Annotated in this window: 21 protein-coding genes and 1 riboswitch; of the genes, 11 read left to right on the plus strand and 10 right to left on the minus strand. The window is 42.7% G+C overall.

The features are described from left to right. Positions 1–54 precede the first annotated feature (54 nt). The 10 genes from benC to accC all read left to right on the plus strand — a co-directional run bounded on the left by benC (position 55) and on the right by accC (position 10221). Positions 55–1071, plus strand: coding sequence for a benzoate 1,2-dioxygenase electron transfer component BenC (gene benC, locus KVY11_RS10180; RefSeq protein WP_218288841.1), 1017 nt, complete (start codon positions 55–57; stop codon positions 1069–1071). Between the two features lie 15 nt (positions 1072–1086). Then, on the plus strand, positions 1087–1872 hold the full coding sequence (gene benD / locus KVY11_RS10185; protein WP_218288842.1) for a benzoate diol dehydrogenase BenD: 786 nt from the start codon (positions 1087–1089) through the stop codon (positions 1870–1872). A gap of 54 nt (positions 1873–1926) precedes the next feature. Then, positions 1927–3159, plus strand: a complete 1233-nt coding sequence (gene benE, locus KVY11_RS10190) for a benzoate/H(+) symporter BenE (RefSeq protein ID WP_218288843.1) — start codon at positions 1927–1929, stop codon at positions 3157–3159. A 27-nt stretch (positions 3160–3186) separates the two neighbouring features. Further along, on the plus strand, positions 3187–3867 hold the full coding sequence (locus KVY11_RS10195; protein WP_218288844.1) for a 3-oxoacid CoA-transferase subunit A: 681 nt from the start codon (positions 3187–3189) through the stop codon (positions 3865–3867). A gap of 13 nt (positions 3868–3880) precedes the next feature. Then, the gene (locus KVY11_RS10200; protein ID WP_218288845.1) at positions 3881–4531 is read left to right on the plus strand and encodes a 3-oxoacid CoA-transferase subunit B; all 651 of its coding nucleotides are present in this window, start codon (positions 3881–3883) and stop codon (positions 4529–4531) included. 251 nt (positions 4532–4782) lie between these two features. Continuing rightward, positions 4783–5988, plus strand: coding sequence for a 3-oxoadipyl-CoA thiolase (pcaF, locus tag KVY11_RS10205; RefSeq protein ID WP_218288846.1), 1206 nt, complete (start codon positions 4783–4785; stop codon positions 5986–5988). A 99-nt stretch (positions 5989–6087) separates the two neighbouring features. Continuing rightward, positions 6088–6864, plus strand: a complete 777-nt coding sequence (gene pcaD / locus KVY11_RS10210; RefSeq protein WP_218288847.1) for a 3-oxoadipate enol-lactonase — start codon at positions 6088–6090, stop codon at positions 6862–6864. Between the two features lie 1087 nt (positions 6865–7951). Then, positions 7952–8407, plus strand: coding sequence for a type II 3-dehydroquinate dehydratase (gene aroQ / locus KVY11_RS10215; RefSeq protein ID WP_010326669.1), 456 nt, complete (start codon positions 7952–7954; stop codon positions 8405–8407). Between the two features lie 16 nt (positions 8408–8423). Next, on the plus strand, positions 8424–8843 hold the full coding sequence (accB, locus tag KVY11_RS10220) for an acetyl-CoA carboxylase biotin carboxyl carrier protein (protein ID WP_010326668.1): 420 nt from the start codon (positions 8424–8426) through the stop codon (positions 8841–8843). A 16-nt stretch (positions 8844–8859) separates the two neighbouring features. Next, positions 8860–10221 carry an acetyl-CoA carboxylase biotin carboxylase subunit gene (gene accC / locus KVY11_RS10225; RefSeq protein ID WP_218288848.1) on the plus strand — a complete coding sequence of 454 codons (1362 nt, stop codon included), beginning with the start codon at positions 8860–8862 and terminating at the stop codon, positions 10219–10221. A 63-nt stretch (positions 10222–10284) separates the two neighbouring features. On the opposite strand, the gene KVY11_RS10230 is transcribed toward accC, so the two are convergent. From KVY11_RS10230 to KVY11_RS10255, 6 genes are all read right to left on the minus strand, one after another. Continuing rightward, positions 10285–10752, minus strand: coding sequence for a hypothetical protein (locus KVY11_RS10230; RefSeq protein WP_010326667.1), 468 nt, complete (start codon positions 10750–10752; stop codon positions 10285–10287). 211 nt (positions 10753–10963) lie between these two features. Further along, a complete protein-coding gene (gene uca / locus KVY11_RS10235; RefSeq protein WP_218288849.1) occupies positions 10964–14569 on the minus strand; it encodes an urea carboxylase in 3606 nt (1201 codons plus the stop codon). Between the two features lie 5 nt (positions 14570–14574). Next, the gene (locus KVY11_RS10240) at positions 14575–15225 is read right to left on the minus strand and encodes an urea amidolyase associated protein UAAP2 (RefSeq protein WP_218288850.1); all 651 of its coding nucleotides are present in this window, start codon (positions 15223–15225) and stop codon (positions 14575–14577) included. Positions 15226–15242: 17 nt separating this feature from the next. Beyond that, entirely contained in the window at positions 15243–15983 is a 741-nt protein-coding gene (locus KVY11_RS10245) for an urea amidolyase associated protein UAAP1 (protein ID WP_218288851.1), read from the minus strand. A 27-nt stretch (positions 15984–16010) separates the two neighbouring features. After that, positions 16011–16114: riboswitch (guanidine-I (ykkC/yxkD leader) on the minus strand. A gap of 144 nt (positions 16115–16258) precedes the next feature. Further along, entirely contained in the window at positions 16259–17152 is an 894-nt protein-coding gene (locus KVY11_RS10250; RefSeq protein ID WP_004979763.1) for a LysR substrate-binding domain-containing protein, read from the minus strand. 319 nt (positions 17153–17471) lie between these two features. Beyond that, on the minus strand, positions 17472–18644 hold the full coding sequence (locus KVY11_RS10255) for a thiolase family protein (RefSeq protein ID WP_218288852.1): 1173 nt from the start codon (positions 18642–18644) through the stop codon (positions 17472–17474). Between the two features lie 521 nt (positions 18645–19165). On the opposite strand from KVY11_RS10255, the gene KVY11_RS10260 reads away from it, so the two are divergent. After that, the gene (locus KVY11_RS10260; protein ID WP_004693224.1) at positions 19166–19777 is read left to right on the plus strand and encodes a TetR/AcrR family transcriptional regulator; all 612 of its coding nucleotides are present in this window, start codon (positions 19166–19168) and stop codon (positions 19775–19777) included. 60 nt (positions 19778–19837) lie between these two features. Here the strand turns inward: KVY11_RS10260 and cysK are convergent, their stop codons facing one another. The 4 genes from cysK to rutF all read right to left on the minus strand — a co-directional run bounded on the left by cysK (position 19838) and on the right by rutF (position 23796). Further along, complete coding sequence (gene cysK / locus KVY11_RS10265) at positions 19838–20836, minus strand: cysteine synthase A (RefSeq protein ID WP_218288853.1); 999 nt, start codon at positions 20834–20836, stop codon at positions 19838–19840. A 161-nt stretch (positions 20837–20997) separates the two neighbouring features. Then, positions 20998–21834 carry an NAD(P)-dependent oxidoreductase gene (locus KVY11_RS10270; RefSeq protein ID WP_371315989.1) on the minus strand — a complete coding sequence of 279 codons (837 nt, stop codon included), beginning with the start codon at positions 21832–21834 and terminating at the stop codon, positions 20998–21000. 45 nt (positions 21835–21879) lie between these two features. Beyond that, positions 21880–23235, minus strand: a complete 1356-nt coding sequence (rutG, locus tag KVY11_RS10275) for a pyrimidine utilization transport protein G (protein WP_218288855.1) — start codon at positions 23233–23235, stop codon at positions 21880–21882. Between the two features lie 36 nt (positions 23236–23271). Next, positions 23272–23796: an NADH-dependent FMN reductase RutF gene (gene rutF / locus KVY11_RS10280; protein ID WP_256350744.1), complete on the minus strand. Its 525-nt coding sequence runs from the start codon at positions 23794–23796 to the stop codon at positions 23272–23274. Positions 23797–23858 lie beyond the last annotated feature (62 nt).

Raw genomic sequence — 23858 nt, forward strand, 5'->3', positions numbered from 1 at the left:
ATGGAGTTTTGGCTGAGAGTTCCAAGTTTCAACGTTTTTAAAGGATATTCAGCCATGTCAAACCACAATGTTGCACTTCAATTTGAAGATGGCGTAACGCGTTTTATTACAGTGACTCAAGGTGAGTCTTTATCAGATGCCGCTTACCGCCAAAAAATTAACATTCCGCTAGACTGCCGTGATGGTGCATGTGGGACTTGCCGCGCTTTTTGCGAATCTGGTAGTTATGACATGCCTGAAGAGACGTATATTGAAGATGCGTTAACACCAGAAGAAGCGGAACAAGGCTATATTTTGGCTTGCCAATGCCGTCCAAGCTCGGATGCCGTATTCCAAATTCAAGCTTCATCTGAAGTCTGCAAAACCGAAATTCATCAGTATCAAGGCACTTTAGTCGCTGTTGAAAACTTATCAGAATCGACCATTACTTTTGATATTCAGTTGGATGAAGGTCAACCTGATATTCACTTCCTTGCTGGTCAATATGTCAACGTCGGCATCCCAGAGACAGCAGAAACGCGTTCCTATTCATTTAGCTCGAAACCAGGCAACCGTTTAACGGGCTTTGTGGTACGTAATGTGCCGAATGGCAAAATGAGTAGCTTTTTAAGTAGTACTGCCAAAGCGGGCGATAAAATGACTTTTACAGGCCCATTTGGTAGCTTCTACCTGCGTAATGTGGTTCGTCCTGTCGTCATGCTTGCAGGCGGTACAGGTATTGCACCCTTTATGTCTATGTTACAAACATTAGAAGAAAAAGGGGCTGAACACCCTGTTCGTTTGGTGTTTGGTGTTACCAATGACTTCGACTTAGTTGCTTTAGAACAACTGGATGCCCTCCAAGCTAAACGTCCATGGTTTGAATACCGTACCGTGGTTGCAAGTTCAGACTCTGCACATGAGCGTAAAGGTTATGTGACTGGGCATATCGACAATGAATGGCTCAATGGCGGTGATGTTGATGTCTACCTCTGTGGTCCTGTCCCTATGGTCGATGCCGTTCGTGGTTGGTTAGATAGCGAAGGTGTAAAGCCTGCAAACTTCCTGTTTGAAAAATTCTCTGCAAACTGATTGGGGCCACTTATCATGTCTGATCGTCAAAGATTTTTAAACAAAGTCGTGATTGTGACTGGTGCCGCTCAAGGCATTGGTCGCGGTGTTGCCCTCCAAGTGGCTAATGAAGGTGCGCAAGTTGTTTTAGCCGACTTATCTGACTATGTCGATGAAACATTAGCAGAAATTGAAGCAAAACAAGGTGATGCAATAACAGTCAAAGCAAACCTTGAAACCTTCGCAGGTGCTCAAAGTGTTGTAGACAAAGCGCTTGAAATCTATGGCCGTGTCGATGTGCTTATCAACAACGTCGGCGGTGCAATTTGGATGAAACCTTTTGAAGAGTTTTCTGAAGAAGAAATCATCAAAGAAGTGAATCGCTCATTATTCCCAACGCTGTGGTGTTGTCGTGCTGTTTTACCTGAAATGATTAAAAATCAGAAAGGTACGATTGTAAATGTGTCTTCTATTGCGACTCGTGGCATTAACCGTGTGCCCTATTCGGCATCCAAAGGTGGGGTTAATGCCCTTACTGCATCACTTGCTTTTGAGCATGCTAAAGATGGGATCCGAGTGAATGCGGTTGCTACGGGTGGAACCGAAGCACCGCCGCGTAAAGTGCCACGTAATGCAAATCCACTGTCTGAAAATGAAAAGTCGTGGATGCAACAAGTGGTCGATCAAACCATTGATCGTAGTTTTATGAACCGTTATGGCACGATTCAGGAACAAGTGAATGCGATTGTATTCCTTGCTTCAGATGATTCGTCATATATGACAGGTACAGTTGTCCCTGTCGGTGGTGGCGATCAAGGCTAATTGATCGTTACATTACTTTTATATACAGGATCATGTCTGCATGGAGGCAAATGAATGGCTACCCTGTTTAAAACTTTGAAAGAAGATTGGTCTATTTCAGCTACTGTCGCAGGATTTTTGGCAGTGCTGATTTCCTATTCAGGACCACTCATTATCTTCTTTCAGGCTGCGCAACAAGCTCAGGTTTCCCCGGCCATGATGATTTCATGGATTTGGGGTATTTCTATTGGGGCAGCCGTGGCAGGGATTTTTCTTTCCATTAAATTCAAAGTCCCTGTGATTACCGCATGGTCTGCGCCGGGTACGGCTTTGTTGGTCACGCTGTTCCCGAATATTAGCCTGAATGAAGCTGTAGCCGCTTATATTACCTCAGCCATGGTGATTTTCCTGATCGGGATCAGTGGTTACTTCGATAAATTGTTGAAATGGATTCCACAGTCGGTGGCTGCTGGGATGATGGCAGGTATTCTATTTCAGTTTGGTTTAGGTCTGTTTAGTGCAACTAACAGTATGCCGATTATTGTGTTTAGCATGCTGTTTGTCTTTTTAGTCGCAAAACGAATTTCACCACGTTATAGCATGCTTTGGGTACTGCTTTCAGGGGTGGCCTTGAGCTTTGGGCTTGGTGAAATGAATGCGGTGAGTTTAGATTTCCAACTTGCTATTCCTCAGTTCATCAGCCCTGAATGGACTTGGCACTCAACCTTAAACCTTGCCCTGCCTTTGATTTTAGTCAGCCTGACAGGACAGTTTTTACCGGGCATGGCCATCATGAAACTGAGCGGTTATGAGATGCCTGCCAAGCCGATTATCACCACCACCAGTATTGCTTCTTTAGCTGTTGCATGTGTCGGTGGTATCACCATTGTTTTAGCGTCAATTACGGCTGCACTGTGCATGGGCAAAGATGCGCATGAGTTAAAAGAAAAACGCTATATCGCAGGCGTAGCCAACGGCATTTTCTATATTTTAGGTGGTTTGTTCGCAGGCAGTATCGTTCTGCTCTTCAGCTTGCTACCGAAAGAGCTTGTTGCCGCTTTGGCTGGCTTGGCCTTATTGGGTGCAATTTCAACCAATATCGCTGTAGCCATGAAAGATGAATCTCAACGAGATTCTGCCCTCATTACTTTTTTAGCTACAGCTTCAGGTATGCACTTTTTGGGTCTAAGTTCCGTTTTTTGGGGCATCGTCATTGGTTTAACTGCGCATCTGATTTTAACCAAACGTAGTCCTGAAGTTTCAGCTTTAGCTTCAACTCCAAGCTCCAATCCAAGTTCTAAAAGTTAATAGGTACGCTGTGCCTAGGACAACATTATGATTGATAAAAGTTCAGCTTCTTTAACAGAAGCACTTTCGCAAATAAAGGATGGTTCCACCATCATGATTGGTGGTTTTGGTACAGCAGGACAGCCTGCTGAACTGATCGATGGCCTAATTCAACTCGGCATTAAAGACCTCACCATCGTCAGTAACAATGCTGGTAATGGTGACTATGGTTTAGCCAAGCTCCTCAAAGCAGGTGCAGTCAAAAAAGTCATCTGTTCGTTCCCGCGTCAGTCCGACTCATGGGTCTTCGATGAACTCTATCGTGCAGGCAAAATCGAATTAGAACTGGTGCCGCAAGGCAATTTGGCCTGTCGTATTCAAGCTGCAGGTATGGGACTCGGTGCAGTTTTCACTCCAACAGGCTACGGCACTTTATTGGCCGAAGGCAAAGAAACCCGTCACATTGACAGTAAAGATTATGTACTGGAATATCCAATCAAAGCTGACTTTGCTTTGATTAAAGCCCAACAAGGCGACCGTTGGGGTAACTTGGTCTACCGCAAATCAGCACGTAACTTCGGCCCGATTATGGCCATGGCGGCAGGTGTAACCATTGCCCAAGTCTCTGAAGTGGTGGACTTGGGTGCTTTAGACCCTGAACACATCATTACCGCAGGTATTTTTGTTCAACACGTGGTGCAGGTTCAACCTGAACCTGTTGCTGTGTAATCGGGAGAACATCATGAGCTATCAAAAACTCAGCCGTAACCAAATTGCAGAACGTGTCGCACAAGATATTCCCGATGGTGCCTATGTGAATCTTGGGATTGGTTTACCGACCAAAATTGCTAGTTACCTACCAAGCGACAAAGATGTATTCCTGCATTCTGAAAATGGCTTATTGGCTTTTGGTCCACCGCCAGCCGCAGGTGAAGAAGACCCTGAACTGATCAACGCAGGTAAAGAATATGTGACCATGCTGCAAGGTGGTAGCTTTTTCCATCATGGGGATTCTTTTGCCATGATGCGGGGTGGTCACTTAGATATCGCAGTCCTTGGCGCCTTTCAAGTGGCAGCCAATGGTGACTTGGCCAATTGGCATACAGGTGCGCCGGATGGGATTCCTGCTGTGGGCGGTGCGATGGATTTGGCTGTTGGTGCGAAAAAAGTCTTTATTACCACTGACCATGTGACCAAACAAGGTGAGCCGAAGATTGTGGCTGAACTGAGCTACCCCGCGACAGGTTTGAAGTGTGTCGATCGTATTTACACTGACCTGTGTGTGATTGATGTCACCGCAGACGGTTTAAAAGTGATTGAGAAAGTCGACGGTCTAAGCTTTACAGAATTACAGGCGATGACGGGTGCAACTTTAGTGGATGCGACACAGTAAATTTCAGAAAAATTTGCTAGAGCTTATAGTCATCAACAACCTGTCGAGCGCTTTAAAAGTATTGTTTTTGCAACAGTAGTGGAAAATTGCTGTGAGTGAACAGGTTTTGTTGATGACAACGTTTTTGGTCACTTTTTTAAAAAAATGACGAGAACGAGTTACTTCTATTTGACTGAACACGGTAAGACTCCGTCGTGACTAGATACAGTTGATCTATCAGCAGAGTTCCGTTTCAAAGGACAAGATTAAACATGAAAGATGCTTATATTATCGATGCCATCCGTACCCCATTTGGTCGTTATGCTGGAGGGTTAGCCCCAGTCCGTGCCGATGACTTGGGTGCATTCCCAATTCAAGCCTTGATGCAACGTAATCCAAGTGTAGATTGGAAACAGGTGGATGATGTGATCTATGGCTGCGCCAACCAAGCGGGCGAAGATAACCGTAATGTCGGACGTATGTCAGCCTTATTGGCGGGTTTACCAGTAGAAGTGCCAGCCACCACCATCAACCGTTTATGTGGCTCATCTTTGGATGCGATTGCGATTGCAGCACGTGCCATTAAAGCGGGTGAAGCCAATCTGATTATTGCGGGTGGTGTGGAAAGCATGTCGCGTGCGCCCTTCGTCATGGGTAAATCGGAAACCGCCTATGGCCGTAGTCAAAAGATTGAAGACACCACCATGGGCTGGCGTTTTATCAATCCGAAGCTGAAAGCCATGTATGGTGTAGAAACCATGCCACAGACCGCAGAGAACGTGGCACAACAATTTAATATTGATCGTGCAGATCAAGACCAGTTTGCCTTGACGAGTCAACAGCGCACAGCAACCGCGCAAGCTCAAGGCTTTTTTAAACACGAGATCATTCCGGTGAGCATTGCACAGCGTAAGGGTGATCCGATTGTGATCGACACGGATGAACATCCACGTGCATCGACCACACTAGAAGGTTTGGCAAAACTGAAGCCAGTTGTGACAGCAGAAGGCACCGTCACTGCGGGGAATGCATCAGGCATCAATGACGGTGCGGCTGCTGTACTGATTGCTTCAGAACAAGCGATTCAAGAGTACCAGCTTAAACCGCGTGCCAAAATCATTGCTTCAACAGCAGTGGGTGTAGAACCGCGCATCATGGGCTTTGCACCAGCACCTGCCATCAAAAAGCTCCTCAAACAAGCCAATCTGACATTAGAGCAGATGGATGTGATTGAGCTAAATGAAGCTTTTGCGGCACAAGCGCTTGCAGTGACCCGTGATCTTGGCCTAGCAGACGATACGACACAAGTGAATCCGAATGGTGGTGCGATTGCGATTGGTCATCCACTCGGCGCATCAGGTGCACGTTTGGTGACCACGGCCTTAAACCAATTGGAACAAACCGGTGGCACCTATGCCCTGTGTTCAATGTGTATTGGTGTCGGTCAAGGCATTGCGCTGATTATTCAGCGGGTTTAACCCTTCTTCTGATCTGACGTGGTGTTTTTGCTCATAACACTTTTTGCTGATAACAACAGTGGAAACACTCAAAATTTTTAATGAATTAAGGAAAAGCATATGCCAAGTTTTACTTCAAATAATGCCGAACTTCACTATCAAACTTTTGGTGACCCAAAAAATCCCGCGATCGTTTTTTCAAACTCGCTAGGCACGAACTTCAACATGTGGAAACCACAAATTACTTTTTTCCAGAAAAATTATTTTGTGATTTGCTATGACACTCGCGGGCATGGCCGGTCTTCTGCGCCTCAAGGGCCTTATGATATTGAACAACTTGGTCTAGACCTGATCCATTTACTAGATCATTTAAACATTGAGAAAGCCATTTTTTGCGGTATCTCAATGGGCGGACTTACAGGTCAGTGGTTAGTCATTCATAAACCTGAACGTTTTCACCGTGCCATTGTATGTAATACCTCTGCCAAAATTGGCAATGAACAAGCATGGAATGATCGCGCATCATTAGTACGCACCCAAGGTTTAGAACCCATTGCATCGACGGCTGCAAGCCGTTGGTTTACCGAACCCTTTATCCAAAGCAACGCAGCAACTGTAGCAGCGCTTTCAAACGACTTAGGTGCTGGCAGCCCAGAAGGTTATGCGAGTTGTTGTGAAGCTTTGGCTAAAGCGGATTTACGTGAAAAACTCGAAAGTATTTACGTGCCTTTACTTGTTATTGCAGGGCGTAAAGACCCCGTAACAACAGTCTCAGATGCACAGTACATGGTGAATCACATCCGAAGTAGTGCCCTATTTGAAATCGATGCCTCTCATATTTCAAATATCGAACAGCCCAAAGCCTTCAATCAGGCTATCTTAGACTTTATTGCTTAATGCGCTAGATCTGAACGCAAAACAGCCCAACATGGGCTGTTTTTTTCCTATTAAAAAAAATGATAGGAGTGCGTAAAAATAGTTATTATAAAGATGTTGGCTTTCGCTCATTCTATTTCTCCTCTTAAAATCATCAAAACTCAAAAAATTGTATATAAAACAAACTGAAATTATTATGATTTCAAAATCATATCTTCGGAATTTCACTTATTGCCAATCCTAAACTCACTAGATCCCATCATGTATAGCCACATCTACCCAGTTAAAATGAGCAAAATAGCCAATCGTTTTGTTTTATAAATTTTCTCGCACAGCAAAAGCCAATACTCAACAAGAGGATATTTTTTCAGTACATTCCACTACTCAGCAATTTTTCTACAGTTTTTTGCTTATTTAACGGCAAAATTTTTCAGTGAAGAGGATGCTGAAAAACACCGTTAGAAACCTGAATTTTCCTTTTACTGTTTCAAGTTTTTCAGTTTTTTTCTAAAAGATCATGGCATCAGCTAAATAGACCTTAACAACAGACAAAAATGTCTATATACATTTCAACGTAACAAGTTGATGTTTTAATTGATGAAAGTGATATTTCCTCAAGTTAAATATTGATCCAATAAAGCTGAGAAGCTGTATTGATCATGGTCGTCCAGCCAGTCAAAATAGCTAGAATAAATTGATCAGATCATCTACAGATACAAACCATATCAGACTTCAGTTTTATTTTGATATACAGTTTAGCCATACAAGAATCGATCTAGATCTGATGTAGCGTGAGCTACCGACTCAGAAGTCTGAGTTGCCCTCTTTTCAAGACTTGAGTTGTACCTCTGGCATAAAACTAAAACAAATCTGCTGCTTTTAGTCAATTTGGCTTACAATGTAAAAAAGAGTAATAATCCGAAAATTTGTAATCTTTTAACATTGCCAATTCCTTGCAAAATTTACATTATATTGCCGAAGTTTGGCACTAAGCATCTACGTCAATTCAAACAAACTATAAAAAAAATGTAGAACTTTATGCCATAATACGCAAACTTTGCAGCCATCTTGCAAAGATATATTGCAATTTATAAATGGAGCAAGCTAAATGAGTTCGACCATTTTGGTTATTCATGGACCGAATCTAAATTTGCTAGGAAAGCGCGAACCAGAAGTATATGGTTCTCTAACGCTGAACGACATCAATCAGCAACTCATTGCACAAGCTGAAAATGCTTCAATTTCTCTCGACACTTTCCAAAGTAATTGGGAAGGTGCCATTGTTGACCGTATTCATCAAGCCCAAGCGGATGGCGTCCAATTTATTATTATTAACCCTGCTGCACTCACGCATACCTCTGTTGCTCTACGTGATGCCCTGCTTGGTGTAGCCATCCCATTTATTGAAGTTCATTTATCAAATGTTCATGCGCGCGAAGCGTTTAGACATCATTCATATTTATCAGATAAAGCCGTTGGCGTTATTTGTGGCTTAGGTGCTCAAGGTTATAGCGCTGCGCTCAATTACGCTCTCACTAAAATTCAACCCTCTACGCAATCATAATTAGGAATACTGTCACATGGATATTCGTAAAATCAAGAAACTCATCGACCTGATGATTGAATCTGACTTACAAGCGATTGAAGTTAAAGAAGGCGATCAATCGATTGCACTGACTCGTCGTAGTCCAGTTGTTGCAGCTGGTGCTCCTGTTGCTATGGCAGCTCCTGTTGCTCAAGCTCCAGCGGCTAAAGCACCACGTGGTGCTGTAGAAACTTCTCCAATGGTTGGTGTGTTCTACGCGGCTCCAAGCCCAGGTGAAGCGCCATTTGTTAAAGTCGGTCAAACAATCACTGCTGGTGAAACACTTGGTATTATCGAAGCAATGAAAATCATGAACCCGATTGAAGCAACGCAAAGCGGTGTAGTTGAAGAAATTTTAGTGAAAAACGGCGAAGTGATCCAATTCGGTCAACCATTATTCCGCTACCGCGCGTAATAGACGGGGACTTATAATGTTGCAAAAAGTTTTAATTGCAAACCGTGGTGAAATTGCCCTGCGCATCACCCGTGCCTGCAAAACTTTAGGGATTAAGACTGTAGGGATCTATTCAGATGCTGACAAAGACTTAATGCACCTACGTTTTGTAGACGAAGCAGTATGTATTGGACCGGGTGCGAGCAGTGAAAGCTACTTGAACATTCCTGCCATTATTACAGCAGCTGAAATTTCAGGTGCAGATGCCATTCACCCAGGTTATGGCTTCTTATCAGAAAATGCTGAATTTGCTGAAATTGTAGAAAACTCAGGTTTTATTTTTATTGGACCACGCCCTGAACATATTCGTTTGATGGGTAACAAAGTTTCTGCGATTACTGCAATGCGTAAAGCAGGTGTTCCAACCGTACCGGGTTCTGCAAATGCGGTTACACCGCAAAATGCACTGGCTGAAGCTAAAGAAATTGGTTTTCCATTGATCGTGAAAGCTGCTTCTGGTGGTGGTGGTCGTGGTATGCGTATTGTAGAACGTGTCGACACCCTACTTGAATCTGTTCAAGCCGCACAGCGTGATGCTGAAATGTGGTTTGGCGATGACACAGTGTATATGGAGCGTTTCCTACAAAAACCTCGTCACGTTGAAGTTCAAGTTCTTGCTGACGGTAATGGCCATGCGATTCACCTTTATGACCGTGACTGCTCTTTACAGCGTCGCCATCAGAAAGTGTTAGAAGAAGCGCCAGCGCCAAATTTACCTGAACAAGCACGTGCTGACATTTTAGAAGCTTGCGTAAATGCTTGTAAATTAATGCAATACCGCGGTGCAGGTACATTCGAGTTCTTGTTTGAAGATGGTGAATTCTTCTTTATTGAGATGAATACACGTGTTCAAGTTGAGCACCCTGTAACTGAAATGGTGACAGGTATCGACATTATTGAACAACAGCTCCGCATTGCTGGTGGCTTAGGTCTTGAAATTGAACAAAATCAAGTTGAAGTCAAAGGCCATGCGATTGAATGTCGTATCAATGCTGAAGACCCAACGACCTTCTTGCCTTCACCAGGTAAAATTGAAAATTTTTATGTGCCAGGTGGTGCAGGTATTCGTCTTGATTCACATATCTATCAAGGCTATAGCATTCCACCATACTATGACTCGATGATTGCAAAGCTGATTGCACACGGTAAGGATCGTAAAACATCACTTGCACGCATGCGCCAAGCGCTTGATGAAATGATTTTGACCGGTATTAAAACCAATATCCCATTACACAAAGATTTGATTCTTCAAGATGAAAAATTCTGTGAACAAGCAATGGATATTCACTACCTTGAAAAGCATTTGTTAAAGCAAATTGAAGGTCATCAAGATAAATAATTGTTTTGTTCCTCAAATAAAAAACCGCGATTCATCGCGGTTTTTTATTTGTAAAAGAATTAATTAAGGCAATACGCGACGTAGCGTTGCAAAGCATTGTTGTGCTTTATCATTGGCACAAAAATTAATGGTCGATGGACTTTGCCATTTCACAAAATACTGAGACATTTCACCAGTCTGATCTTCTTGTGACCCAGAACAATCCACTTGGTTATTGTCAAATTTGACCTGTAAAATCAAAGCAGGCAGTTGTACATTTTTATCGGTAGATGGCTGGTAATCATAAATTCCCGTGGACCATTCTTCCCCACTTTTAATCACAACATCACTATTACTTTTAAAATTATAGTATTCAACGCATTTACGATTATTTGGAATTTCCATTCCCCATAAGCCCACAATTTCAGGGCGAGTCGTTACACGAATATTATTTTGATTTGATGCTTGAGTATCCTCAGCCTGACTTGGCGTATTTGCCATAAGCACTGATGAAGTTAACATGAATAACATGCCGAGTAATGTTTTTTTCATACAAGCCATAATGTTTTTAAGCGTCTCACTAAATTAGCATATTTTGATTCAAAACATCATTTTATAACCATTTCATAACAATCTATTTTTTGTTATGGGTTGCAATCTTAATTTAACAAAACGATTTATTGTCAGTACTAGATAAATTCTCCTTTCAGAATCGAAAAAAGACCGCTTAAGCAGTCTTTTTTGTATTTCTTGATATTTGAGTTTAGGCTACAGGTGCCAGTGTAAACAGCACCTGACCTGTTTTTACCGTTTGCCCTTTTTCAATGGTAATGGCTTCAACCTTCATCCGCTCAGGTGCAATAATAGGAATTTCAATTTTCATGGCTTCAATCACGGCCAAAGTTGCCCCTTCTTCCACAATGTCTCCAGAGGTACATTCGATTTTCCAAATAGAACCCGGCATGTGCGACTCGACTACACAACCACCTTCAGGAATTTGAATTTCACTGTCGTCTAATACCGCATCTAGACTTTCAGAAACATGTTCAGCCAAACCAGCCTCATGCCAGAGACGGCGTTCCTCTTCAAAGTTCGTTTGCTGTACCGCTTTAAAACTTGAAATGGATGCTGCATTTTCAATGAGGAAGTCATTGTATTCTTTTAGATTTAAAACCCCATCTTCTACACGAAGCTTTAAGCGCCCCGCTTTAAAGTCTTCCCGCATTTGCATCAGTTCTGTTTCAGACACTTCATAAAATTTAATTTGATCAAAGAAGCGCAGTAGCCATGGTTTTCCTTGTTCAAAATCTGGATTTCTGCGGTAACGACTCCACATTTGTGTTGTACGTCCAACAAACTGATAACCGCCCGGGCCTTCCATACCATAGACACACATATATGCACCACCGATGCCGACTGCATTTTCAGGCGTCCAAGTGCGTGCAGGATTATATTTGGTAGTTACTAAACGATGACGTGGGTCCAGCGGCGTTGCCACAGGAGCACCCAAGTACACATCTCCCAAACCCATCACCAAATAATTGGTACTATATACGACATCCTTCACTGCTTGCTTCGAGTCTAGACCATTGATACGACGAATAAACTCAACATTGTCAGGACACCACGGCGCATCTGGACGTACTGTTTGCATATAACGTTCAGTCGCCAACTGAGTTTGTGAGTCCTCCCAAGCCAAAGGCAAATAGACTGTGCGCGACGGAACTTCCATTGCAGTCACATCAGGCAATTCACTTTCTGCTTGCTGTAAAAGGCATAATAAATGTTTTTGATCTAGCACCAATGAATCAAAATGAATTTGCAGCGAACGAATACCTGGTGTTAAGTCTATAATCCCTTCGATACTTTGGTCTTTAACCCATTGCATTAAAGCATGAATACGGAAGCGTAAATTGAGATCTAAAACCAACTCTCCATATTCAACCAACAGATAACTATTACCTGCGGGACGATAGCTTACATCAGGTCTAGCGTTCTCACCTTTTAATGTCGCTAAAACGGCATCTGATAAGGTCTCCATTTCAGCATGAAAACTTGGGGCAAAATCTACATTTTCAGTCGTATCTGCGGTTAACGCTGCGCTATATTTTTGATTCAATACTTGAGCTTGATCATAAGAAATCGGGATAAATTTAACTTTATCGCCCGCTTTAAGCTGACCAATTTTCCAAAGTTCCGAGCTAACAACCACTGCTGGGCAAACAAAACCGCCCAAGCTTGGACCATCGGGTCCTAAAATAATTGGCATATCTCCAGTGAAGTCAATCGCGCCAATGGCATAAGCATTATCATGAATATTCGAAGGATGTAGTCCTGCTTCACCACCATCGGTACGCGCCCATTCAGGTTTTTCACCGACCAAACGAATGCCTGTACGACTTGAGTTAAAGTGAATTTCAAATTCTTGCTCAAAGAAGCGCTCAATATCTCGTTTGGTGAAAAAGTCTGGCGCACCATGCGGTCCATACATCACTGCAATGTTCCAAGTCTGGCTAAAGCTCGGTACCTGTGCTGCACTGAGTGCAACAGTTTCTGCCGAGGTGTAAGCCGTAATGGGCAACATATCTCCAATGAGTAAATTGCGTCCTGCATGACCACCAAACTGACCTAAAGTAAAAGTCGCTTGTGAGCCTAGGTAGGCAGGTACATTGAATCCGCCTTTAATACCAATATAACTGCGACAACCTGTGGTGATTTTACCTGTTTTAAGAATTTGCCCTTTTTTAACATTAAGGGTCTGCCACATGCCAACGTCGACACCATCTAATGTCGCAAGCATGTCGCCACCCGTAATCACGATTTGGCTGTCACAATGGAATTTTAAAGTTGGGCCTTGTAATGTACATTCTAGCCCTGCGGTATTAAATGGATTCCCCAATAGTTGATTAGCAACATTTAACGATAGTGGATCAATCGCACCCGATGGTGGAACACCAACATCCCAATAACCCAAACGACCTGTGACGTCTTGTATTGACGTTTGAATACCAGACTGTAATACCTCAATTTTTTGAGTTTTCCACTCAAAAGTATTTAAGAAACGCGTAGTCTGTGTCCCTGCTTTAAACACTTCACAGTCAATAATATTTTGTAAATACTCAAGATTGGTTTCAATTCCTGCCACTGAGGTTTTTGCCAAAGTATCGCTCATGGCTTGAATTGCACTTTCTCGGTTTTCGTGAGTCACAATGATTTTGGCAATCATCGGATCATAAAAGGAAGACACGTTTGAACCTGTTTCTACCCATGTTTCATTACGCGCTTGCTGATCAAACGCGACATAAGTCAATAAGCCAGCACTGGGTTGAAAGTTTTTAATTGGATCTTCAGCATATAAACGAACTTGGATCGAATGGCCTTTAGGTGCAAGCACCTCTGTTGGTGCAGTCCAGTCACCGCTACCTAAAGTGACCATCCATTCCACAAGGTCTACACCAAACACTTGTTCAGTCACGCCATGTTCAACTTGTAGACGTGTATTCACCTCTAAGAAGTAGAATTGCTGGGTGTCTGTATCCATCACAAATTCAACCGTACCTGCCGAACGGTAATTCACTGACTGCATCAGTTGAACCGCAATACCCTGAATATAAGTACGTTGTTCAGCATTTAAATGTGGTGCTGGAGTCTCCTCAATTACTTTCTGGTTACGGCGCTGTACTGAACAGTCCCGCTCTCCCAAAGCCAGAACCAAACCTCGGCCATCACCAAAAATTTGGACTTCAATATGACGCGCATTTTCCACAAACTTTTCTAAATACAAGCCTGCATCTTTAAAATTCGCTTGGGCCAAATAAGATACAGTTGTATAAGCATCTTTCAGCTCCGCTTCATTCCACACCAAACGCATACCAATACCGCCACCACCTGCGGTACTTTTCAGCATCATGGGATAACCGATACGATTCGCCTCTACCAATGCTTCCGCTTCATCTGCTAAAAGTTGGCTCCCCGGTAACAATGGCACGTTCGCCTGAATGGCTAGTTCACGCGCAGTATGCTTTAAGCCAAAACTCCGCATTTGCGCTGAATTCGGCCCTAGAAACACAATGCCCTGTGACTCACACAAATCACAAAACTCCACATTTTCAGACAAGAAACCATAGCCTGGATGAATGGCTTCAGCACCCGTTTCTTTCGCGACCTGTAAAATTTTTTCAATATTTAGATAACTTTGGCTGGCTGGACTATCACCAATAAATACCGCTTCATCGGCTAACGTTACATGTAAGGAATCACGGTCTGCTTCTGAATACACCGCAACAGACTGAATGCCTAAATTCTTTAATGTACGAATTACTCGGCAGGCAATTGCCCCACGGTTGGCGATGAGAACTTTTTTAAACATGCTGCTTACTCCTTGCCTTCACGTACAATCAGTTGAATTTGGGTCGGGTTATAGGCATTACATGGGTTGTTCAGCTGTGGGCAGTTTGAAATCAGCACGATGAGATCCATCTCTGCTTGAATTTCAACATATTTACCCGGCGCCGATATTCCATCGTCAAACTTGAGATGCCCATCACTACTCACGGGTACATTCATAAAGAAGTTAATATTCGGCCCAATATGACGAACATTTAGTCCATACTTTTTTGCGATAGGGTGCAAAGCTAAAGCTGTCATAAAGTTATTACGGCAACTGTGCATCGGAAATGTGTCGTGTGCATAACGTACGGTGTTACTCTCACATGAACAAGCACCGCCTAAGGTGTCATGGCGACCACAGTTATCATCATGGATCGTGGCGATTTTGTTGCCATAGTTGGTATATAGAGCTGTGCCTTTTTCTAGATAAATCTGCTGATTAATGGCTAGAGTATCGGTTGCGCTGTAACGTTCTTCAGGATTGCTCGCAGAAATCAATAAAGTATCGACTGCTTGGTTGCCTTCGAGGTCAATAATACGGAAATATTGCCCTTTCTGGACTTCACACATCCATGCCTCACCCGCTGGACAGACTTCATTTAAAACGGTTTTATCAAATGCTTGTAAACTGGTCATGCGTATTCTCCTCGGGGTTAAGCAGCATCAAATGCGTAATAACGTGCGTTGTTTTGAAAACCGCGTTGGTTTTGTGGGCATGAATCACGACAGACATCGTGTACTGCTAAAGCGGAGGCTTTGAATAAGCGCATTTGAATATCGGCTGGCTGATACTTTGCTGCTTGACTTAAACCATGTGGCGCGGCAGATAGGAACACCAGACAGTCCATCTCAAAACGCAGTTCAATAGTTTGATGGGTATTGTCAGTATCGATATAAGATAAGTTGCCTGCATCATCAGGGCGAACCTTAGAGAATAGGTTGACCGTAGCTGACAGGTCGGCTTGACCTAATGAGAACTTGGTCATTTCAAGTAACAGGCTGTCGCGTCCACTCCGATACATCTCATTTCGTGAATCTTGAAAAGTTTGAGTGCCGAATTGTTTTTGAATTTGTTCTGTGCGACTTGGACCACACAAGGCATCATTCCAACCATGATCATCGTGAACAATTGAGGCCATAACCCGACCTAAGTCCGAATACAACACATGTCCTGTACTTAGAAATGCCGTATGCTGTGCCTTTAAGCTATCGGGCATATTAAAGCGTTCGAGCTTGTCTTCGCTGTTGACACAGAAAAGTGAAACGTTGGCTTGTGTTCCCAATGCTTTGAACTGTAACACTGTGCCGCGTTGAATACGCCCAGACCAGTGATGCCCACCCGGTAAAAGTTCAGTCCATAGTGCGTTATCGTCGTGATAAGTTATTGTGCTCATGCGCCTCTGCCTAAATCGTAACTGTTTACCTCCCGGGCTTTTATCCCTCCGTGTAGCTCTTTCGAACCGTGAACTCTCGGTCGCAGACATACATAAAATAGATATGTATCGGAACCCTAGATCACTTTTTCAGATTAGATAAAGCAAAGGCTGTGCCAATTTAGTATTACGATTTTTAAACTTCGTAATACTATTTATGAGCAATAAATGGGCACTTTAGATTTCAAGCACGCATATTTTCGCTATGCGCACTAAAAAGCATCAAATTTTAAGAATTACTTCATTAAAATTTCATGGAACATGTGACGCAGCCACTGATGACTGGTTTTATGATGACAAGACATATGCCAATACTGCTTCACTCCATAACTTGGGAAGGCAATTGGCGCATTAAAGATTTTTAAATTACCACGTGAAAGCAGCACTTCACTCAAATAATACGGCACTGTGGCAATCGCATCGGTTTCTTGTACCACCAAGCCTACGCCTAAATAGCTCGGTAAACGCATTAAAATGTCACGTTTTAGTTCTAAATTGAGCAGTTCGTTTTCAATATGGTAATGTCCCATGCCTGCATCAATATCGATATGTGACTCAGCCAAGTACTGCGCTGTGCTGATACTGTCACCTGTCAAGCGAGGATGATCTTTGGCGGCAATCACCACATAATACTGCTCGAACAATTGCTGTTGATAAAAGCCATTTTCCAATTGAGGTAAAAACCCCAGCGCCAAATCAATCTCACCATTTGCCATTTGATAACTGGTTTCAGAGGTGATCGGACGGATATTCAAACGAATATGAGGCGCATGTTTCTTTAAGTATTGTGAAATTTTCGGCAATAACACCAAGTGCGAAACATCGGTCATGGCCAAACTAAACTGTTGCTGCGAAGTGGCTTGGTCAAAATCAATCGTAAAGTTATTGATGATTTCAACCTTGTTTAAAGCCTCACTGACCAACGGAAACAGCTGTTTCGACAGCTCAGTTGGCACCATTTCATTGCCAATCCGCAAAAACAGCGGATCATTATAATGTTGGCGAATTTTATTCAGAATGTTACTCACCGTCGGTTGACTCATTTCTAAATGATCAGCCGCCAGTGACACACTTTTAAACTTATAAACGTAAAAAAAGATACTGAGTAATTTACAGTCCAGTTCAAACACGAAAAAAATGTTCCTTATATGCATGTGATGGTAGACGATCCATCATCTACTCATTATAGCGATGATCCAATGCTCAAAACTTACTTTTACAGGCATCTAGGTCTAATATCAGACATTTCAGCAATAAAAGCACATTAATTATACCTTTAGCTGTACTGGACAATCGATGCTTTCCCTGAAAGATTCTGTCGCATGATCTTGATGTATTTTACATAACAAAAAAGGCCCGAATCAATCGAACCTTTGATGAAATCAACCATGCCGAATTATAGCTATTTAAATCATTTTCTTCACAGGTACAGCTAAGGATATTATAGCTTTAGTCCAGCAGCTCGACAGCAATAGCAGTCGCTTCACCACCACCGATACATAAAGCAGCTACACCCTTTTTCCCACCAGTACGTTTCAAAGCATGCAGTAAAGTCACGATAATACGTGAACCAGATGAACCCAATGGATGACCAAGTGCACAAGCGCCACCATTCACATTGACTTTTGCAGGGTCTAAATGAAAACCATCAATTGCAAGCATTGTGACCATCGCAAACGCTTCATTGACTTCCCACAGATCTACATCACTCGCAGACCAACCTGCTTTGACTAAAACTTTTTCAATAGCACCTACAGGAGCAATGGTGAACTCAGATGGATGCTGGGAATTACTTGCATGAGCCACAACTTTTGCCAATGGCTTAAGACCACGTGCGTCAGCAACTTCGGATGAAGTTACAACCAATGCAGAAGCACCATCCGAAATAGAACTCGAATTTGCCGCGGTAATCGTGCCGTCTTTTTTAAATGCCGGACGTAAAGTTGGAATTTTATCCACTTTGGCATTGAGCGGCTGTTCATCTTGATCAACCACAACATCGCCTTTACGGCTACTCACCGTCACAGGCACGATTTCATCTTTAAAGAAACCACCTTGAATCGCAGCAACGGCTTTATTTAAAGAACCAATGGCATACTGATCCTGCTGCTCACGGGTATAGCCTTTTTTATCTGCCATTTCTTGAGCAAGTACACCCATCGACAGACCTGTTTCAGCATCTTCTAAACCTTCTTGGAACATGTGATCGGTGGTTTTACCATGTCCCATACGGTAACCCGCGCGTGCTTTTTCAAGTAAGTACGGCGCATTTGACATTGACTCCATACCACCGGCCACCACAATTTCAGCTGAACCTGCTTTAATCGCATCAGCCGCTTGCATGACGGCTTTCATACCTGAGCCACAAATTTTATTGATGGTTGTTGCACCCGTTGAGTCAGGTAGACCAGCGATACGCATTGCTTGACGTGCAGGGCCTTGTCTTAAACCTGCTGGAAGTACACAACCAAAGATCACTTCATCCACATCGGTCGGCTGTAAGCCAGAACGGTTTAACACTTCTTTAATTGTCACCGCACCAAGTTCAGGTGCGGTACAGCTCGCCAGTGAACCTTGAAAACCACCCATTGCTGTACGTACACCGTCTACAATAACAATCATTTTCTATTTCATCCTTTTTCGCGGTTTACTTACTTTAAGCCCAATTAAAAGGCTTAAAGACATTCCCTATCTATTTTTTCATATTGCAAAGGGGTTAATCGTTTCAGATCTTATTTTAATGTTTTTTATAGCGCTACCATCTCAAAGCGAGTCATCTATAAAGACATTAAAACAAACACACGTGAATAAGACATCGATCCATACGACAGATGATCTATTTATTAACCCGCACTGCATTCGAGGCTTGAGCACTAAAGGTTCTCGTCTCTAAGAACAAAGTGGCTATACTGACAATAGTGTAAAAATCACGAAAAAGGAATGCAATGGCCCAAATTTGATCTCTAGAGATCAAATTTGTTGACAACGAAATGCGAAAATGCACTTGTATTTATTTCTATTGTTGAACAAGTGGATATTTTTAAAACGATTGTAGTAATATCCAAGACCTTAGTTGCATTTTCATTTTCAACCAAGTTCAATAGCCTCTCTATAGTTCTCATGGAATACACTGGAATAAGCCAATGACTTCAGTACGCCAACAAAATTTTCTATTACGCAAAGAGAAAATTTTAGCCATGGCTGAGACTTTATTATTAGACAATAATCAAGACATCACCTTAAGCGAATTAGCAACGGAACTCGATATTGCGAAGGGTACGATCTACAAGCATTTCAAAAGTAAAAATCAACTTTATTTAGAGCTGATTATCTTGAATGAAACTCGCCTGCTAGAAATTTCCCAAAAGCATAACAATGATATTAAAACGTATGTTTCCGAATACATGCTTTATAATATGTTGAACTCAAACCGTACGATTTTACTGCATGTTATTGAAGAACGTTTAACCAATAACGAACGTAAACTCAAAGAACTTTTTGAGAAGCTCTACCAAATACGTGAACAACGTATTATCGAAATTAAAGACATGACCTCTGACTACTTAAAGTCTTTAGACAGTGCAATGTCCATTCGTGACTATTTATCTTATGTATGGACTGTGACCTACGGTGCGTCATTGTTACTCAATTCAACGCATTATCAAAAATCAATCGGTTCACGTGAGCGTCTGATTAAACTGTATGTCAACCAAGCCCTCATGACACCCGATAAAATTTCACACGCAGCCCTTTAAGCTTCTAAACGGTATAAAAAAGCTAAACATTTTATGTTTAGCTTTTTTTCATATATTTAATTAGTCTACGGAAATATCTTCAAACAAAACTGAAGATAAATAACGTTCACCACCGTCAGGTAAAATCACTACAATAGTTTTACCTGCATTTTCAGGGCGTGCTGCAAGTTCAGCTGCTGCTGCCATCGCGGCACCACTTGAAATACCCACCAAAATACCCTCTTGGCTTGCTGTTTTACGCGCCCAATCAATTGCTGTTGCAGCATCAATTGGCATCACTTCATCAACCAAGTCGAGGTCTAAGTTTTTAGGAATAAAATTAGCGCCAATGCCCTGAATCTTATGTGGTCCAGGCGTCAAAGTTTCACCACGTTTGGTTTGACCAATAATCGGCGATTCAGCAGGTTCTACCGCAACTGAGTATAGGGCTTGTTTTTTTACTTTTTCAAAATAACTTGAAATCCCTGAGATCGTACCGCCCGTCCCGACACCTGCAACTAAAATATCAACTTTACCACCTGTTGCGTCCCAAATTTCTGGGCCAGTCGTTGCTTCATGAATAGCTGGGTTTGCAGGGTTTTCAAACTGTTGTGGCAAAAAATAAGTTTCTGGATTTTCATCCAACAAACGCTGTGCTTCTTCTACCGCACCACGCATCCCTTTTGCAGGATCAGTAAGAACCAAGTTCGCACCCAAAGCTTTCATCACTTTACGACGTTCGATACTCATACTTGATGGCATAGTTAGAGTTAACGCATAACCTTTTGCAGCAGCAACGAATGCCAAAGCAATGCCTGTATTACCACTGGTTGGTTCGACAATGTGCATTCCCGCTTTCAGCACACCGCGTGCTTCCGCATCCGCAATCAGCGCAGCCCCAATACGACATTTTACTGAAAATGCAGGGTTACGGCTTTCAACTTTGGCTAAAACGGTGGCTGGACTTTGTATAATTCGGTTAATACGAACCAATGGTGTGTTACCAATCGCTTCTGCATTATTACTATAAACTGCTATCCCTAAATTATTAGGCGTTGGAAAAGCTGAGTCAGTACTCATACCAATGTTTCCTATGTTGTTTTTAATGATCCACTCATTATCATACCCTGATTTTTAAATGCAAACTGACATTTGGTCGGGCTTATGTTTTTATTTGATAAATAAATCACTTAAACAGAAAAAGCATGAATTTTCCCATGCTTTTCTCCCGCGCGACCAGCTTAAACGAGCCTTACACTATTCCACTTTTCTAACCGTGTAACGGCCGCGCTAAAATCTACTTGTGCAGCCTGTTCTCGATCTGTTTTTAAGAACAGTTCTTGTGTCACTTGAAAAACAGGTGTTTTCATCTGTCCTTCTTTGACCAGATCCATCGCAATACCAATGTCTTTTTGCAACAGGTTTAAAGCAAAGGTTTTTTGAAAAGTGCGGCTCAAAACTTTTTGCGCCATCACCGTTTCAGACATGGTACTTTTACCACTGGAGTGATTGATACAACTCAACGCTCCAGCCAAGTCAACGCCTCGATGCTTCAAAATCGACAAACCTTCAGATAGTGCCCATAAGTGTGTTGCCATGAGTGTATTGTTCACCGCCTTAACTGCAAAACCAGCACCACTTTCCCCGACGTATTCAATCAGCCCTGCAAATGCCTGAATAATAGGTTTTGCCCTTTCAAATCCAGCGATATTACCACCCACCATAACCGTCAAAGTACCGCGTTCAGCACCAACGGTTTGACCCGAAACAGGTGCATCTAAGTAAGTCACTCCACGTGCTGCCAAATCAGTGGAAATGCACTGCGCAGATTCAGGCACGCCACTGGTACAATCCACCCATAAACTTCCAGATTTGGGTGGATGTAACGCAATTAACGCTTCAACATCTGCACTGGTCGGTAAGCATGAAAATATAACATCGGCTTGCATCGCTTGTTGAAGTTCAACCTGCAAAGTACCAAAAGTTTCAGCATGTGAAGACGCTTTTTCCGCTGTGCGATTCCACACCCAAACAGTATGACCCAATTTTGGCAAATGGGAGGCCATGTGCCAACCCATTGCCCCAAGTCCTATAAATGCAATATTCAGACTCAAAATGTACTCCTAACTATGTGCAATAGTGCTATTGATTTGATCTTCTGATTTTTCTACGACTTGCTCTTTTTCACTGCCTCGGTTCAAGAAAAGATTAAGCAAAATGGCTGCTAGTGTTGCAGTGCCAATACCACCTAGGTCAAAACTACCAATTTGTAAGCTGTAATTGCCTGTTCCCATAATCAGACACACTGCACCAATCATTAAAGTACTGTTCTTGGTAAAATCTATTTTGTTATCGACCCAAATTTTTGCCCCAGCAACGGTAATCAAACCAAAAACTACAATAGATGCACCACCCAAGAGTGCAACAGGAATTGTGCTAATCACTGCGCCAAACTTAGGTGAAAGCCCCAGTAAAATCGCAAATACACCTGCAAAAACAAAGATTGCGGTTGAATAAACTTTAGTAACTGCCATCACCCCAATGTTTTCAGCATAGGTGGTCATCCCTGTGCCACCAACTGAAGCAGACAGTGTAGTACATACCCCATCTGCAAAGAAACCGCGTCCCATATAAGGAGACAAATTTTTCCCCGTCATCGCCGACACAGCTTTGAAATGTCCTAAGTTTTCAGCCACCAAAATAATCGCAACGGGTGCAATCAACATCATAGCGTTTACATCAAAGGTTGGGCTGTGGAAAGTTGGTAAACCAAACCATGCTGCTTGACCGACTTTTGCAAAGTCAATTGCAGTGCCAAAACCCATGACATTGGTGAGTAAGAAATAAATAAAATACGATGCAACCAAGCCTAAAAGTAGCAGTAAACGGCGCACCATACCTTTGGTAAATACCGCAATGACACTAATACAAATAATCGTGATTAACGCCATCCAAGAGTCAAACTGATTGGCTGACACACTTTTGATCGCAACTGGTGCGAGGTGTAGCCCAATAATCATCACAATGGCGCCTGTCACAATAGGTGGCATCAACTTTTCAATCCATGCCGTACCAGTACGTATCACAACTAAACCGATTAACGCGTACAGCACCCCACACGCAATGGTTCCACCCAGTGCTAAAGAAAGATTTGGGTTTGCTCCAACACCTGTATAACCCGTAACTGCGACCACTGCTCCAATGAAGGCAAAGCTGGACCCCAAATAACTTGGCATACGTCCACCAGTCATGAGGAAGAAGAGTATCGTACCAATGCCTGTAATGAAGATCGTTAGATTCGGATCAAAGCCCATCAGCAATGGGGCAAGTACGGTTGCACCGAACATGGCAAAAGCATGTTGCAACCCCAAAATAATGCTTTTTCCTGCGGGTAAGTATTCATCTGTTTGCACAGGCGTTGTATCTAAATCGCCTTGATAAGGCTTAAATTTTGGAAACCACGATTCTTTTGTTTGCATGGGTTTCCCCTCCTTGTAAAAGTAGGAATTTTTGAATTAGCACATTGGTAATGGCTCACAATAACCACGGTTAAAATATATCAGTGCATTTAGTCCATAACTTTGCTTCATGGCTTTGACTTGACAAAACAATACATCGTGACTGCCTACAGACATGGTCTGTACCACTTCACAATCAAAGCTCACCAAGGCATTCTCCAATACAGGTGCATTGGTCAAAAGTGTGGACCATGTACCCTGAGCAAAACGTTCAGGCATTGGGGTTTTACCCCCAAACAGGTTAGATAAATGTTGTTGCTGACTCGACAACGTGTTTACACATAACACTTGATTGGTTTTAAATGTCTCAAACACAGAGGCTGAACGGTTTAAACACACCAACAACGTTGGCGGTGTATCGGTCACACTACATACTGCCGATGCAGTAAAGCCTGCCTGACCAGCCCCCCCATCTGTTGTAATCACATTGACAGCAGCCCCTAGATTCGCCATACCTTGACGAAACGTGTGTTGATCCAGCATCGCCTCACCCATTGCCTCTGCTGCTTTGTGATTCAGCATGGTTTCAACTTGATCTTGATTCATCAGTTTTGCATTCATCGTATTCTCCATGCCCTAAAACC

Source organism: Acinetobacter sp. CWB-G5 (genome assembly GCF_019209785.1).
In the GTDB taxonomy this organism is placed as follows: Bacteria; Pseudomonadota; Gammaproteobacteria; order Pseudomonadales; family Moraxellaceae; genus Acinetobacter; species Acinetobacter johnsonii.